The sequence below is a fragment of the Bacillus atrophaeus genome (genome assembly GCF_039519175.1).
Classification (GTDB): domain Bacteria; phylum Bacillota; class Bacilli; order Bacillales; family Bacillaceae; genus Bacillus; species Bacillus atrophaeus.
On sequence record NZ_CP154443.1, the window covers coordinates 2,396,614 to 2,412,160 of the forward strand.

Annotated in this window: 16 protein-coding genes; 7 read left to right on the top strand and 9 right to left on the bottom strand. The window is 43.9% G+C overall.

The genetic code is table 11. The features are described 5' to 3' along the window. Nucleotides 1-71 precede the first annotated feature (71 nt). On the top strand, nucleotides 72-671 hold the full coding sequence (locus AAHT65_RS12060) for a 1-acylglycerol-3-phosphate O-acyltransferase (RefSeq protein WP_003327800.1): 600 nt from the start codon (nucleotides 72-74) through the stop codon (nucleotides 669-671). Nucleotides 672-921: 250 nt separating this feature from the next. After that, nucleotides 922-2,046: an FAD-dependent oxidoreductase gene (locus AAHT65_RS12065; RefSeq protein ID WP_343310285.1), complete on the top strand. Its 1,125-nt coding sequence runs from the start codon at nucleotides 922-924 to the stop codon at nucleotides 2,044-2,046. A 145-nt stretch (nucleotides 2,047-2,191) separates the two neighbouring features. Here the strand turns inward: AAHT65_RS12065 and AAHT65_RS12070 are convergent, their stop codons facing one another. The 3 genes from AAHT65_RS12070 to AAHT65_RS12080 form a co-directional block, all read right to left on the bottom strand. Continuing rightward, the gene (locus tag AAHT65_RS12070; protein ID WP_343311534.1) at nucleotides 2,192-3,097 is read right to left on the bottom strand and encodes an NAD(P)-dependent oxidoreductase; all 906 of its coding nucleotides are present in this window, start codon (nucleotides 3,095-3,097) and stop codon (nucleotides 2,192-2,194) included. A gap of 513 nt (nucleotides 3,098-3,610) precedes the next feature. Further along, nucleotides 3,611-4,945 carry a hemolysin family protein gene (locus AAHT65_RS12075; protein WP_003327797.1) on the bottom strand — a complete coding sequence of 445 codons (1,335 nt, stop codon included), beginning with the start codon at nucleotides 4,943-4,945 and terminating at the stop codon, nucleotides 3,611-3,613. 60 nt (nucleotides 4,946-5,005) lie between these two features. Continuing rightward, nucleotides 5,006-5,434 carry a MerR family transcriptional regulator gene (locus AAHT65_RS12080; RefSeq protein WP_003327796.1) on the bottom strand — a complete coding sequence of 143 codons (429 nt, stop codon included), beginning with the start codon at nucleotides 5,432-5,434 and terminating at the stop codon, nucleotides 5,006-5,008. Nucleotides 5,435-5,909: 475 nt separating this feature from the next. Here AAHT65_RS12080 and AAHT65_RS12085 point away from each other — a divergent pair, with 475 nt between their 5' ends. Next, nucleotides 5,910-7,298 (top strand): hemolysin family protein, encoded by a 1,389-nt coding sequence (locus tag AAHT65_RS12085; protein ID WP_343310286.1) that lies wholly within the window; start codon nucleotides 5,910-5,912, stop codon nucleotides 7,296-7,298. A 232-nt stretch (nucleotides 7,299-7,530) separates the two neighbouring features. Here the strand turns inward: AAHT65_RS12085 and crcB are convergent, their stop codons facing one another. Genes crcB through AAHT65_RS12100 form a run of 3 tightly spaced genes read right to left on the bottom strand, consistent with a single transcriptional unit; the run spans nucleotide 7,531 to nucleotide 8,997 of the window. After that, nucleotides 7,531-7,887, bottom strand: a complete 357-nt coding sequence (gene crcB / locus AAHT65_RS12090; RefSeq protein ID WP_088116834.1) for a fluoride efflux transporter CrcB — start codon at nucleotides 7,885-7,887, stop codon at nucleotides 7,531-7,533. Next, nucleotides 7,884-8,279: a fluoride efflux transporter FluC gene (locus AAHT65_RS12095; RefSeq protein ID WP_088116835.1), complete on the bottom strand. Its 396-nt coding sequence runs from the start codon at nucleotides 8,277-8,279 to the stop codon at nucleotides 7,884-7,886. Before AAHT65_RS12095 ends, crcB begins: the two co-directional genes overlap by 4 nt. Next, entirely contained in the window at nucleotides 8,266-8,997 is a 732-nt protein-coding gene (locus AAHT65_RS12100) for a glycerophosphodiester phosphodiesterase (RefSeq protein ID WP_010788093.1), read from the bottom strand. Before AAHT65_RS12100 ends, AAHT65_RS12095 begins: the two co-directional genes overlap by 14 nt. Nucleotides 8,998-9,241: 244 nt before the next feature. On the opposite strand from AAHT65_RS12100, the gene AAHT65_RS12105 reads away from it, so the two are divergent. The 3 genes from AAHT65_RS12105 to AAHT65_RS12115 all read left to right on the top strand — a co-directional run bounded on the left by AAHT65_RS12105 (nucleotide 9,242) and on the right by AAHT65_RS12115 (nucleotide 11,445). Further along, nucleotides 9,242-9,346 (top strand): YhdX family protein, encoded by a 105-nt coding sequence (locus tag AAHT65_RS12105; protein WP_003327789.1) that lies wholly within the window; start codon nucleotides 9,242-9,244, stop codon nucleotides 9,344-9,346. 158 nt (nucleotides 9,347-9,504) lie between these two features. Continuing rightward, nucleotides 9,505-10,620, top strand: coding sequence for a mechanosensitive ion channel family protein (locus tag AAHT65_RS12110; RefSeq protein ID WP_343310287.1), 1,116 nt, complete (start codon nucleotides 9,505-9,507; stop codon nucleotides 10,618-10,620). Nucleotides 10,621-10,701: 81 nt separating this feature from the next. Next, entirely contained in the window at nucleotides 10,702-11,445 is a 744-nt protein-coding gene (locus AAHT65_RS12115) for an NAD-dependent protein deacylase (RefSeq protein ID WP_094231723.1), read from the top strand. A gap of 27 nt (nucleotides 11,446-11,472) precedes the next feature. Here AAHT65_RS12115 and AAHT65_RS12120 read toward each other — a convergent pair whose 3' ends face one another. Beyond that, nucleotides 11,473-12,321: a polysaccharide deacetylase family protein gene (locus AAHT65_RS12120; protein ID WP_094231724.1), complete on the bottom strand. Its 849-nt coding sequence runs from the start codon at nucleotides 12,319-12,321 to the stop codon at nucleotides 11,473-11,475. A 298-nt stretch (nucleotides 12,322-12,619) separates the two neighbouring features. Between AAHT65_RS12120 and dat the strand changes: the two genes are divergently transcribed. Next, on the top strand, nucleotides 12,620-13,474 hold the full coding sequence (dat, locus tag AAHT65_RS12125) for a D-amino-acid transaminase (RefSeq protein WP_094231725.1): 855 nt from the start codon (nucleotides 12,620-12,622) through the stop codon (nucleotides 13,472-13,474). Between the two features lie 39 nt (nucleotides 13,475-13,513). Here dat and nhaC read toward each other — a convergent pair whose 3' ends face one another. Both nhaC and AAHT65_RS12135 read right to left on the bottom strand, forming a co-directional pair. Next, a complete protein-coding gene (gene nhaC, locus AAHT65_RS12130) occupies nucleotides 13,514-14,875 on the bottom strand; it encodes a Na+/H+ antiporter NhaC (protein WP_088116839.1) in 1,362 nt (453 codons plus the stop codon). A 127-nt stretch (nucleotides 14,876-15,002) separates the two neighbouring features. After that, nucleotides 15,003-15,503, bottom strand: coding sequence for a universal stress protein (locus AAHT65_RS12135; RefSeq protein WP_010788097.1), 501 nt, complete (start codon nucleotides 15,501-15,503; stop codon nucleotides 15,003-15,005). Nucleotides 15,504-15,547 lie beyond the last annotated feature (44 nt).

The window sequence follows — 15,547 nt, forward strand, 5'->3', positions numbered from 1 at the left end:
GGTAATAAAAAATGTTGTTATAATAGATAACAGATAGAATCATTTGATAACAACAACAAAGGAAGTGCGATATGTATAAGTTTTGTGCAAATGCTCTAAAAGTCATTCTTTCTCTGCGCGGAGGGGTGAAAGTCTATAACAAAGAAAACCTTCCGGCCGATTCAGGATTCGTCATTGCGTGTACACACTCCGGCTGGGTAGACGTCATCACACTTGGAGTCGGAGTTCTTCCTTACCAAATACATTACATGGCGAAAAAAGAGCTTTTTCAAAATAAATGGATCGGTTCTTTTTTGAAAAGCATTAACGCGTTTCCGGTCGACCGGGAAAATCCAGGGCCGAGCAGCATCAAAACACCGATTAAGCTGCTGAAGGAAGGCGAAATCGTCGGAATCTTCCCAAGCGGAACGAGAACGTCTGAGGATGTTCCGCTGAAAAGAGGAGCCGTCACCATTGCGCAATTGGGAAAAGCGCCGCTAGTTCCTGCTGCCTACAAAGGACCGTCAAGCGGAAAGGCACTTTTCAAAAAAGGAAAAATGAAGCTGATCATCGGTAAGCCGCTTCGCCAGGAGGATTTTGCCCATTATTCTTCTAAAGAAAAGCTTGCCGCAATGACGGATGCTTTGAACAACAGCATTAAAGAGCTTGAAAAGAAGCTGGAGCAGCTTTAAAGAATAGCTTTAAACTCAAGTCCCAAAGTATGGGGGAGCAATTGAAAGGTGCATATGCTGTTATTGATCCGGGATGATGTGGACTTTGATTGTGTATGCCTGCACAATTGTAAGCTGAACATCTATGCCACTTTTCCACGTCCTAAAGTAATAAAAACCCCTGAAAAAATTGCGTATTGTTTATACTTTTCTGCACTTAGTTATAATATATGAGAAGTTTATAAATGCAATTTAGGAAAGGGTACTGGGGATGAAAAAAGTCATAGTAGTCGGCGCAGGGATTCTTGGTGCATCGGCAGCATATCAGTTAGCAAAAATGGGTGCTGATGTTCTTGTTATAGACCGCAAAGATAAAGGGCAGGCTACCCATGCAGCTAAGGGTATTATTTGCCCGTGGATATCACCGCGGAGCAATCAGGCTTGGTACCAGCTAGCAAAAGCTGGAGCACGTTTTTATCCTGGTCTGATAGAAGAACTTAAAAACGAAGGCGAGAAAGAAACTGGTTATGCTCGAGTGGGAGTTCTCAGTAATCATTACGACATAGAGAAAATCGTAAAATTGGAAGAGCGTGTGCGAGAACGCAAAATAGATGCCCCGGAAATCGGTGAGATTACCTATCTTGCTGAAAAAGAGACCGGTGATTTGTTTCCTCTGCTGGCTGGCCGTTATCATTCTGTTCACTTAAGCGGGGGTGCCCGTGTGGATGGCCAAGTGCTGCGAGATGCGTTATTGCGATCTGCACAAAGAAAAGGTGTAACCTTTTTAACTGGTGATGCTGCTCTTCGATTTCATTCAAATCGGGTAACAGGAGTAACTGTCGGTGAAAAATGCTATTCATCTGACGAGGTCATTATTTGTGCAGGTGTTTGGGCAGATCAATTATTGGAGCCTTTAGGCATTCATTTCAAAGTAAGGTGCCAAAAAGCACAAATAGTTTATGTACAAGTTCCTGACGTAAGCGACACAGATACTTGGCCTGTTGTCATGCCGCCTTCTAATGAATATCTTTTAGCTTATAACCAGAGGATCGTAATTGGGGCGACCCGAGAAGATGATATAGACGGCTATGATGTACGAATAACAGCAGGCGGGATACAGGAACTTCTGAATAAGGGCTTAGAAATGGCTCCCGGTTTATCGAACAGTACTTTTCAAGAAGCAAGAGTCGGTCTTCGTCCCTTCACACCAGGGGAAGTTCCGGTGATAGGATCTCTTCCGGGGTGGGACGGTATTATAGTCGCTAATGGACTTGGGTCGTCTGGTTTGACAATGGGACCCTATGTTGGGGAACAGCTGGCGAAGATGGTATTCAAAATGGATTTGGATATAAATATAAATGATTATGATATTCAAAAAGCAATGGGGGATCGTTGATCTCCCATTGCTTTTTTCCTCTAAAAGGGATGTTACTTTCCCTATTGGCAGGAATCGATATACATGGCGGTGTGGAATATTAGAGTAGCCTCATCGAATCCCCATATTCAGATTTATTTGTATCGGTTATAACTGTAGATGATTTTTATATGGATTTATTTATTAAAGCAAGTTGATCCTCGGGCAGTGCCTTGGTTGTGCCATCATTATTTAGAACAGTACGCCATGTATAACGTGGTTCGTAACCAAGGATCTTCCGTGCTTTATCTATTGCCATCAGAGTCTCGTGGCCTTGAATATCCTTCTTTAAAGTGACATCTGGAAAAAATCTTTTAGCTAAATCCTCGCTGAGATCGGACATAATTGTATCAGGGGCCGTAATATGGAATACATCATTCCCTAGATTACTCTTTTCAATTGCAAGACGGCAAGCGTTTGCGGCGTCTCTGACATCGCAATAAGCCCATGCATTTTTCTTTTGAACATCCTTTTGTTGATCATTCCAGTGCATGGTGGGAATTTTTTCGTATTCATCAGGCTCATATATATTAGCAAACCGAAGAGTGACTATCTGTGTATTGATAAGCTTGGAATACATGTCTGAGAGGATTTCAGTCAGCCGCTTTGCCATCGCATATGACGATTTGACGATAGTTGGATGCTCTTCGTCTACAGGGAGGTAGCTGAGCTCCTCCGGAACAAATGGATAGCCCAAAACAGTTTCACTTGATGCCCACACAAGCTTAGGGATTTTGAAATCTTTACAAGCTTCCAGTATATTGAAATTAACGAGCATATTATTTTCAAATATAGCTTGGGATGTATTCCTCACATCGGTAGGAATATTTCCAAGATGGACCACTGCATCACAACCATTTAAAAGCTGACATACCTGACCATAATCACGTAATTCAGCTTGAATAAATTTTTTCGATGCAGATTCCTCCCTGAGTTTTCTATCTGATGCTATTACATCATGACCGGATTCTAAGAGTGTTCTTACGGTCCATCGGCCGATTTTGCCTGCTGCTCCTGTTACTACTACTTTCACCATTTTCGCTCCTTTACTCATATCTGCAATATTAGGGTTGAGAGTCATTTCACTAATTATTTGGTTCATTTCTTAACAGAGCATTCGTTCACTCATTCTGCTAATACATTGAGTAGGAAATGAGCAGAATATGCTTACCGAAAAGCCAATGTTTTTTAGTAAATTCTCACCTAATATCTGTTAGAATCCCCTTTTATTCATGTTTTATTAGTAATATCTATAAATTGGAAATGATTGTGATTTATGCTTGTCAGCGGATTTGGGCCTTTACAGCTAAAAATGACCATGAAAATTTTTATTCGACATGGTATTCGAGGAGCTAGTCATTTTAAGGTTAAATGTAAGAGGAAATCGGTTCGGCAAATGATGATCTTAACCGTAAATCATGTAGCGAAATATCGCATTTTATCAAAAAACAGGTTCAGGTGTCCAATTGTTATTCCGAGTCTTTGGCAGGAATGTTTGTAAAAACTGAATTAAAAAAGACACCTTTTTAAAAGGTGTCTTTTTGTTTTATGCTTCTTTCTGTTCAGCCGCTTCTAACAGCTCTTCGTGCTGAAGCTTTTTCACTTCAATATAAGCAACATGGTGGCCGTCAATTTCATTAATAATAAATTCGCAGCCTTCTTCTATGATGGAATCGTCCTTTTCAACATCATATTTCTGGGTCAGGAACCAGCCTCCGATTGTATCGACTTCTTCGTTTTCTAAATGAATGCCGAGAAGGTCGTTTACTTGGTCGATCAGCACTTTCCCGTCAAGCATATAATGTCCGTCTCCAAGCTTGCGGATTTCGTTAATTTCATCAATATCGAATTCGTCGCGGATTTCTCCGACGATTTCTTCAATGATATCTTCAACTGTCACAAGTCCAGCTGTTCCGCCGTATTCGTCTGACAGAATAGCCATATGCACTCTGTCTTTTTGCATTTTGACGAGTAAATCTTGGATTGGTGCAGACTCAATGACGTGAATGATCGGATTCACAAAGTCGGTGATTGTTGACTCAACTGAATACTCACCGCTGATGCAGGCTGTCAGCACCTCTTTAATATTGACGACACCGATAATATTATCTTTATCGCCTTCTTCAACGGGGTACCGGGTATACTTTTCAATTTGAATGATTTCCATCATGTCAGCGATCGTAATATCGTGCGGCAGGCTGACAATTTCGGTTCTTGGAATCATAATTTCTTTCGCAAGCCTGTCATCAAATTCAAATATCTTATTCACGTATTTAAATTCTGATTGGTTGATTTCTCCGCTTTTATAGCTTTCGGATAAGATAATCCGCAATTCTTCTTCGGAGTGAGCCAGTTCATTTTCAGAAACGGTCTCCAAGCCGAAAGCTTTCGTCAATAATCGTGCTGAGTTGTTCAGCACCCAAATAAATGGGAACATAATGCGGTAGAACCAAATCAGCGGTTTGGCAAACAGCATGGACACTGCTTCAGCTTTCTGAATTGCGACCGTCTTAGGCGCCAATTCTCCCACAACGACGTGCAGGAAAGTAATGATGGCGTAGGCAAGGATAAATGAGATGATGTGAGACAGTGAACCTGGCATGTTCATCTGTACGAAAAGCGGGTGAAGAAGCCTTTCAATCGTCGATTCGCCTAAAACCCCTAATCCAATCGAAGTCAATGTAATTCCCAGCTGGCACGCTGATAAATATTCATCAAGGTGCGTGGTCACTTTTTTTGCGGCAATGGCTGATTTATTTCCTTCCGCGATCAACTGATCAATCCGTGAGCCTCTGATCCTGATAATGGCAAACTCAGATGCTACGAAAAATGCCGTCAGCGCGATTAAAACGGCGACTAAAATCAAATTAACAATATCCAATTAGAACCTTCACTCTTAAACGAGAATGAAGGTAACACCTCCTGTAAGTAAAATAATGTTTTAACTTAACAGCAGCAAAAATGATTGAAGCACGGTCAGCTTTTCGGGTGCGAGCTTGCTTTTCAGCTTATCGCGTTCCTCAGGCTGCAACCTTTCAAACCGATGCAAGATTCCGGAGATGTTTTGATTCATATGATCAATTTCTGAGGTCAGAATACCAATTTCATCATCTTTCAAAGTTGAAGAGGGAAACTGATTCTCCAGGCGATCTTTAATATCGGACAGGGCCAATCGCTGCTGCTTGCAATCTACAATAAACATAAGACGTTTAAGTGCGTTTTCATCATAATAACGGTAATTCGAACAGGATCTGGCCGGCGTAAGCAGACCGAGATTTGTATAATAATCAACTGTTCGTTTCGTTACTCCGGCAAGCGCCGCTAGTTCACTGATGCGATAAGTCTCAGCCCCATCTAAATCCCTCCCCAACCATCACGTTATAGTTATGAGAATAGTTTAATATATGTAAGGGGATTTGCACAAGTTTATTGTTCTTAGAAATTAAGCGAGCGAGGTCAAGCTTCCCCGGATTCTATAAAGGCAAAGGACCTGTACGGACAGCTGCTGGAACAATATATATATGTACGATACTTTTTACAGCAGCGTCTTCCTATAGAAGAGGGGATAGAACAACTGTGCTTAGAAATAGAGCAACTATTACAGCATCAGCCGCATGCTAAAAGAGAAGCCCTTTATACTCGGGAAGCAAAAAATCAAAATATTTAAAACTCTGTTTTGGAATGATTTATGGTACAATAAAATATACAATTTATTAAACATATTGACTTGGAGGTGGTATGATGGGGCCCTCTGCATAGTCATCAATACATCAAGCGCATCAACCTTAAGAAAATTTGATTTTATCAGGAGGTGACTCCCTGTCCTATCGTAAGGGCGGGGTTAAATGGACGATATTGACAGTCTGATTTTAATTGGCGTGCTCATTGCTTTAACCGCATTTTTTGTCGCAAGTGAGTTTGCGATTGTTAAAGTAAGGAGATCCAGAATTGATCAGCTTATAACAGAAGGAAACAAACGGGCAATACTCGCAAAACGTATTATTACGGATCTGGATGAATACTTATCCGCATCCCAGCTTGGCATCACCTTGACATCAATCGGACTCGGTGTGCTGGGGGAACCTGCTTTTGAACGCCTTTTACATCCGGTGTTTGAGGCATTCAGTCTGCCGGCGTCGCTTACCCATGCTTTGTCATTTGCGGCCGCATACGGCTTGATTACATTCCTGCATGTCGTTGTAGGCGAGCTTGCCCCTAAAACGGTTGCTATTCAAAAGGCAGAACAGCTGACATTATTGATCGCAGGTCCATTACGTTTTTTCTATTTGCTTATGTATCCTTTTATTTGGGTCCTCAACGGATCTGCGAGGCTTTTGACCGGAATGTTTGGTTTGAAGCCCGCGTCGGAACACGACAGTTCTCACTCTGAGGAAGAGCTCAGAATGCTGCTGTCCGAAAGCTTGAAAAACGGAGAAATTAATCCGTCTGAATATAAATATGTAAATAAGATTTTTGAATTCGATAACCGAATAGCGAAAGAAATCATGATTCCGCGGAAAGAAATGGCCGCTGTTTCAACCGATATGACGATGAATGAGACGCTTCAAATCATGCTGAAAGAAAAATACACCCGCTGGCCCGTAACTGACGGTGACAAAGACAGCGTAATCGGCATGGTCAACACGAAGCACTTGTTTTCCGACTTGCTGTTTACGAGCGATGAGGAAAGGGAGAAGATCTCGATACGCTCGTATGTGCGCCCGGTAATTGAAGTCATTGAAACGATTCCCATACATGATCTGCTGATTAAAATGCAGCGGGAACGCATTCATTTGGCGATTCTGTCGGATGAATACGGAGGAACCTCGGGAATCGTGACGACAGAGGATATTCTTGAAGAAATTGTCGGTGAAATCAGAGACGAATTTGACGAAGATGAGCAGCCGCTGATTCAGAAGCTGTCCGACCGCCATTATGTGATGGACGGAAAGGTTCGCATAGATCAGGTGAATGAGCTTTTGAGCGCAGCTATTCAAGAAGAAGAAGTGGACACAATCGGCGGACTGATTCTGAAAGAAAACATTGACATCGGAGCGGGAGAATCCATTCAAATCGGACAGTATACGATACAGGTCCTAGAGATGGACGGACGGCACATTAAGCAAATTGACATACAAGAACACGTCAGCCAAACCCCTGAACGCGCGGCACATCACAAGCTGCCGATTCCCGAACCGGTTATGCTGAATAATGCAACCTTGAGCGAAAAATAAGCTCAAGGTTTTTTTGTTAGTCTGTGTGAAATATGATCTAAATAGAACGATCAATCGTTCTGTAAGGGCTGATAGTGCCGGTCTATGATCGTATTCATTAGAAAGCAAACATAAAAAAGGCAGAAGGTGCCTAAGCAGATTTCTGCCAGTCATCTTTTCAAGATAAAGGAGCTTTAACGGAATAAGAAAGGGAACTTCCAATCAATGGAGTTCCCTCATTTTTATTGTAAATTCAAGATAACAGCGCTATTCCGCACCAAAACGCAACCAAGCAGCCGCATAGCGTTATCGCGGTGTATAACAGGCTTTCCTTTACGCGCTTTTCAAGCAGCAGCTGAACGGCTTCCACACTGAAAGTGGAAAAAGTGGTAAACGCGCCGAAAAATCCGGTGCCGATGATGGTGCTTACGGACGGATTGGTGATGTTAAGTGCGGTAAACAGCCCGAGACCGAAAGCTCCGAGTATATTGATCGTCAAAATACCGATGGGAATGATGAAGCTGTTCCTTTTGGCTGAAATCATCTGTCCGAGCCAAAAGCGGAGCACAGATCCGATCCCCCCAGCAATACATATTCCGGCAATTGTCATGACGGATCAATCTCCTTCCTTTGCTGTCCGTCCGCGATTCGCCGTCCGCACAAAACACCGGCAAGCGCGAGGCCGATCCCTGCTAAAAGTGAGGCAGCCATATATGCAGCGGCTGCTGCCGGGGCTGTTTGCAGCATCATAACCGATTCTTTAGAAAACGTCGACATTGTGGTAAACCCGCCGCAAAAGCCGGTGCCTAAAAAAGCGGACAGAAGAGGCCGCTTAGCCCGGACTGTAAAAAACCCGGTGAACAGCCCGAGCAGAAAGCTTCCGGATATATTTTCAAGCCAAGTTGCAAGGGGAAACGTATTTGTATGTAACCATGCAGATAATCCATATCGGAGGCAGGACCCTACAGCGCCTCCGATAAAAACAGCACTATATTGTTTCATGTTTGTCATCCTTTAAAGTGAAATCAGGATAATCCGTGACGATGCCGTCAACAGCCATGCTTTGCAGTTTGTCGGCTGTTTTTTGATCTCTTATCGTCCAGGCAAACACTTTTAAGCCGCGTTTATGGACGGAAGATATAAGCAGACGGTTCAGCCGAGTATATTTTATATTGGCATAATCCGCGCATGATTGATAGACCTTCAATTGGTTTCTCGTCAATCGCCCGAAACTCGGTCTTGCAATGACGGCTGTCGGGATAGAAGGATAGAGATCGCGGAACGTCTGAATGGATCGGATGTTAAAGGATTGAACAATATTATAAATGGAGAAAGAAAACGTGCTTAACAGCTTTCCCACTTCTTTTTCAAGTCCGACTTGAGAAGGAGGGCCTTTCAATTCAATCAGCAGACCGACTTTCTGATGATAGCGCTTGAGTACGGCTTCAAGTGTCGGAATTTTTTCTCCTTGAAAGGCGGGGCCGAACCAGCTCCCTGCATCAAGTGTTTGCAGTTCTTTCAGCGTATAATCCTTTACATAGCCAGTGCCGTTCGTCGTCCGGTCAACCCTGTCATCATGTATCACCACAATGTGCCGGTCTTTGGTGAGCTGCACATCAAGCTCAATCATATCCGATTTCAGTTCCGCAGCTAAGTCGAAGGCGGCAAATGTATTTTCCGGCGCGTACCCGGATGCTCCGCGATGGGCGATGGTGTACAAGCGTGTCAGCTCCTCATATGGACATTTCTGTTATTGTATCAAAGTTCATATATGCGCCGCGATACCAAGTGGTGAATTTTTTTGAGAAAAAAGAATAGGCCGGGCTGATTAGGGCGTATATCTTAAAAAAGAAAAATAAACAGCACGGTATACCGGTATGACAGTGTTCGCCAAAAAAATAGTGCTTTCGACTTGTTTACAAAAAATTCTGTTATTTTATAATAGCAAAAAAGGAGGCGAGATCATGGGTAAAGGGAGAATCAGAGTGGAGGAAAGAATTAAGGCCGAAACGGATGCTGAAATGCAAAAAGCAACTCTCCTGGATCAGACACAAACGAAAAGGAAGTAGTACGTGTTGTCCCTATTGAATCTGGCTGAAATATGATGAAAGATACTATGCCCCGGCTCTGTGCCGGGGTTTTTATGCGTCTATTGAGACATTAAAAGAGATTTTTGCCGAATGATTTAGTATAATTAATTTTCGATTGGGATAAAGGAGCGACCGTCATGCCGGAAAATCTTCAACAATACTTTACACTTGATAAAACGATACAAATAGGAATCAGCTTAGGCATTTTGCTGATTTTTCTCATACTCAGAAAGATATTTACGAAGTATTTATTCAATCTGATTTTTAATTTAACAAACAAGCCGAAAACAGAAATATTTAAACAGGTGATCGTTGCCTTTGATAAACCTGCCAGGTGGTTTTTTGTCGCCCTCGGTCTTTTTTTGGCCATTCGGTATTCCCCGTTCTTTGACGGGCAGATGCCGCTTATCAGCAAAGTGTACCGTTCGTTTATTGTGGCGCTGTTGTCTTGGGGTCTCTGTAATTTGACAGCAGCCTCATCATTTTTATTCCATAAGGTCAATCAGCGATTCGATCTTGAAATGGACGATATTTTGGCCCCGTTTTTATCGAAGCTGCTTCGATTTGTCATTATTGCGCTCAGCGTAAGTGTTATTGCGCAAGAATTTAATTACGATGTAAACGGCTTTGTAGCGGGGCTGGGGCTTGGCGGATTGGCATTTGCGCTTGCGGCCAAGGATACCATCAGCAACTTCTTCGGCGGAATCATTATTATCACGGAAAAGCCGTTTACCATTGGCGACTGGGTTCAAACACCGAGCGTGACGGGAACGGTGGAGGATATCACATTCCGAAGCACGAGATTCAGAACGGCACAAGAAGCTGTTGTTACCGTCCCGAACTCCACGCTGTCGATGGAAGCCATCACGAACTGGACAAAAATGAACAAACGCCAGGTTACATTCTCGCTTCATGTGTCATACGCCACGCCTGTTGAGAAAATGGACCGCTGCATTAAAACGCTCAGAAAAATGCTGATCGAGCATGAAGACGTGCATGACGACACCATTATGGTCAACTTTGACATGTTTGCTGACAGCTATTACAACCTATTCTTTAATTTTTATACAAAAACCACAGCATGGGCTGAGAACCTTGATGTCAGAGAAGATATCAATTACCGTATTATAGACATTTTGGCGGCGGAGGGCGTAGAGTTCGCATACCCGGGCCAAACCGTACTGGTGAAACAGAAAAACCATAATGATCCGTTTCAGACGAATCGGATCAATGGGGAGAAGGAGCGGGCATAGCCCGTTGCACTCCGTCCTTTAGCTGCCGCTTTCGGACGGAGTTTTTTTTATGATAAAATAATCGAAAAGGGCGGTGAAGCTTTGAAGGATTATCAAGATATAGTGGACAAAGCCAAACGTATTGTCGTGCTGACGGGAGCCGGCATGAGCACGGAATCGGGTATTCCGGATTTCCGCTCAGCGGGCGGTATTTGGACTGAAGACTCCTCCAGGATGGAAGCGATGAGCCGCGATTACTTTGAACGCCATCCCAGCCTGTTCTGGCCTAAATTCAAAGAGCTGTTTCAAATGAAAATGAGCGGCCGCTTTGAGCCGAATGAGGGTCATGTCTATTTAGCAGAGCTGGAAAAAGAGGGGAAGCAAGTCGATATTTTCACGCAGAATATCGACGGCCTTCATAAGAAAGCGGGAAGCAGACACGTATACGAATTGCACGGATCGATCCAGACAGCGGCCTGCCCAGCGTGCGGCGCGAGTTACGATCTTTCTCATTTGCTAAAGCATGACGTGCCCCAATGTACGGCGGAAAAAACGGACAGCGACATTTGCAGCACGGTCTTAAAAACAGACGTCGTCCTTTTCGGCGACATCGTGCAGCATTTTGATACCCTTTATGAAAAATTAAGTCAAGCTGATCTGTTTTTGGTGATCGGAACATCACTTGAAGTGGCGCCTGCCAGTTTTGTACCTGAGGAAGCAAGCCGGATTCCAGGAATGAAACAGATTCTCATTAACCTAGAACCGACTTACTGTGATGACTTGTTTGATCTTGTGATTCATAGAAAAATAGGCGAGTTTGCCAAAGAATTATCCGATAAAAAATGAGGCAGCCTTTCGAAGGCGCCTCATTTTTTATTCATGGACAGGAATCATTGTATCCTTCAGCACATCAAAGGAATATCCCTTATCCTTCAGTTGTTTGATTAAAACCGGCAGTGATTGAACGGTGGACGGAAGGTCGTGCATGAGAATGACATGTGGGCGGCTTGAATGGCTGTTTTCCATATATTCAAGCTGATTGATGACCTCCGGCACAAATTTCGGTCCGCGGTATTTCCAATCCATGCTGTCAATCGTCCAGTCCCAGTACACAAAACCGCCTTTTTCCAGATGTTTGATCTGGGTGTCGGTAAGTGACGGCTTGCTGCCGTATGGGGTTCTGACAAGGTCTGTTTTGACCCCCGTGATGTCTTTCAGCGTAGCACGCGCCTGCTGCATTTCTTTCAGAGGCGATACCGGCGTCTGATAGAATCGTTTGTTGTCATGCGTGACGCCGTGCAGGCCGAGTGAGTGTCCTTCATTCTTTGATCTTTCCACAGCCTGCTTAAATGTATTCATTTGCGGTCCGAGCATGAAAAAGGTAGCTTTCACATCAGCGCTTTTTAATACATCCAGCAAGCGGTTTGTAGAGGCTGACGGGCCGTCATCAAACGTCAGATAGACCGTTTTTTCATCAGGGCTCTGCTCGGTCTGTAAATGTTTAATCAGCAGATCCGGGGAGTTTCTTTTGAGCTTGAGGCTCGGATTTTCGTCACGAAGCTGGCTGTTGGTTGTGACCGTGATTTGTTTACCTTTTGCGTGCGACCCTGAGTAACCCAAAAAGACGATTAACAACAGCAACACACACAAAACTGCTAAGCTTGTAAATTTAAAAACAAGTGAAAAAACAGAAGGAGAAGTGTCTCCTTTCGTCTGGCGCATATTAATCTCTCCAGTGGCATAGATTTCTACATACCGCTGTATTGGTGGCAGTTTTATTGCAAGATACACTGCCATATGATTACAACCTATGTACTCCGACATAAAGTATACAGGAATAAAACTGGAAAGAACATAGAAAAATTGTCGAAATATCAGTTTTTAAGGAAAAAATAATCTCTTCTGCCTGCGCTTTCTATATCTCTAATTCTTTCTGTTTTTCAGCTTGTTCGGTATGGTAGAATAGTTGACAATGACAGCTTGAGAAAAACAGGATATCACGAAACTTGGGAGGGTTTGTATGAAGGTGTTAGTGAATGGACAGTTATTGAAACGGGATGAGGCCGTTGTTGATATTGAAGACCGCGGTTATCAATTTGGCGATGGTATTTATGAAGTCATCAGAGTTTACAAGGGTGTTTTATATGGATTACGCGAGCATGCTGAACGATTTTTTAGAAGCGCCGCTGAAATCGGAATCGATCTGCCGTTTAGCATTGAGGATCTTGAATGGAAGCTGGAAAAGCTTGTCCAAGAAAACGGTGTCGAGAGCGGCGGGGTATACATTCAGACAACAAGAGGCGTGGCGCCGAGAAAGCATCAATATGAAGCCGGATTGGCTCCGCAAACAACTGCGTACACGTTTCCAGTGAAAAAACCGGAAAATGAGCAGGCGCACGGCGTGTCAGCGATTACTGATAAAGACCTCCGCTGGCTGAGATGCGATATCAAAAGTCTGAATTTACTGTATAATGTGATGATTAAGCAAAAGGCCTATGAAACGGGTGCTTATGAAGCTGTGCTGATCAGAGACGGAATTGTAACGGAAGGAACATCCTCCAATGTGTATGCGGTGAAAGACGGGGTAGTCCGGACACACCCGGCCAACCAGTTGATTTTAAATGGCATCACCCGCATGAACATTTTGGAACTCATACGAAAAAACGGATGGAAGCTGGAAGAAAAGCCTGTCACCGAGGAAGAACTCAGACAAGCAGAGGAAATTTTTATTTCTTCTACAACGTCAGAGGTAATTCCGGTTGTGACCCTTGACGGGGAAGCGGTTGGCAGCGGAGTTCCGGGACCGCTGACGAAGCAGCTGCAGGCGGCATTTCAAGAAAGCATTCAGCAGGCGATCGGCATCTCGTCATCATAAACAAAACAGCACCGCTGCAAAAGAGCGGTGCTGTTTTGTTTATTTTTTTGCAAATCCAAGAATGACCGATATGATCGGAGAAATATAGAGGAAGAAAACATACGGCAAATAATCGATGACAGGAACGCCGAGTGCGCTGGCCATAAATGCCCCGCTTACTCCCCACGGAATTAACGGATTAATTAAGGTGCCGCCGTCTTCAAGCGAGCGTGACAGATACTTTCGTTCAATATTTTGTTTGTCATATAAGTGTTTAAATGACTGGCCGGGTATTAAAATCGACAAGTACTGTTCACCTGTTGCTAAGTTCACTCCGATGCTTGAGCAAACGGTTGCCAAAATCAGGCGTCCTTTTGTGTGAATGCCTTTCATGACACCCTCCAATAAGGCTGAAATCAGACCGATTTTCTCCATTATTCCTCCGAGTGCAAAAGCGATCATAATGAGAGAGACTGAGCCCATCATCGACTGAAGCCCGCCCCGGTTGATGATGTTTGAAACAGCCTGATTGTCCGTCTCATAAACAGTTCCGTTTTGCAGCGCTGAGATAAATGCTTGGACACCGCTGTCAGGAATGAAAAGGGCAGTCAGTATGCCGGAGGAAACAATCCCGGCAGCCAGAACGGGAATCACGGATACCCGCTTACCTGCTAGCAGGATGACCAGCAGCGGAGATAACAGCGCCCAAGGAGTAACGTTTGCCGCCTCTTTTATCACTGAGATCATTTTCTCGATATTAGCTGTTGAAGCGGCGTTTGCCGAAACAGATAACCCCATTACATAAAACAGCACGATCGTAATAAGCAAAGCGGGGATTGTCGTCCCCGTCATATGGCGAATGTGTTTGAAAATCGAAATTTCTCCAATGCCGGCAGCGAAGTTGGTCGTATCTGACATAGGTGACATTTTATCTCCGAAGCAGGCGCCGCAAATCACTGCCCCGGCGGTCCATTCAAGCGGAACGCCGGCAGCGCTTGCTACTCCTATCAAGGCTACGCCGATCGTGCTCACTGTTGTCAGGCTTGATCCGACCAGTGTGCTGATAATCATGCATGAAAATAATGCGGTCAACAGAAGCTGACTTGGTTCAATAAAGGACAAAGCATAAACGGTAACAGTCGGTATAGCGCCGCTGTACATCCACGCACCGATCAAAATGCCGATCAATGACAGGACAATAATTGGCTGTACTCCGTTTTTTATGCCGTTCACAATGCCTTCCTCAATGTCCTTCCACGAAAAGCCGATGGTTAAGCCGGCAATCGAAAGAATAAGGATGCATAGAAACAGGGGCATATGCGGTTCTGTATGGAACATAAACAGGCAGGAAATGATAACCGCCAATATAAATAAAAATAGTCCGGCAGCCAACGGAAACGTCAGCCGTTTTTGTGAATTCAAAAAAACACCCCATTAATGATCTTTAATGCTTTTGTGCTTTTTTGCACGAAAGTATTATAGCAGAAAAAGCGGATAAACACTGTTTTTTTACAATTGTGAATTTAAAAAAGTGAGCACTGCTGCGTGCTCACTTTACAATCAGAACCGGAATATCGGATTTCGCTGACAGCTTTTCGCTGACACTTCCGAATAACAGTTTTTTCAGCCTGTTTTGGTCACGGCTTCCCATGACGATCAGATCGGCTGATATATCTGCTGCGTGCTCGATAATTGAACTCGCGGGATCGCCTTCTAATATATCAATGTCTCCGTCAATTTGGTTATCATTCAAAAGCATTCTGGCTTCAGCAACGACTTCTTCCGTTTGATCTTCATAGATCATCGGCTGCGGCTGGACACCTTCTGACATAAGCGGGTCGGGAACACTCGTCATTCCTCCGCCGATATAGCTTGCGCCTGCTGCCGGTCTAGGCGGGTCGATGATGGTCTGATTTTCTTTTCTGTCATGAGAATGTGCGACAGTTATCCGTGCGTGCAGAGTTTTTGAAAGGTCAATGGCTTTTTGAAGCGCTTTCTTGCTATTGTCACTTCCGTCAAATGCAACAATGATTCGATCGGCATGAAACATGATCCTCACCCTTTCAAAAGATGGATTACAATACAATACCCGAA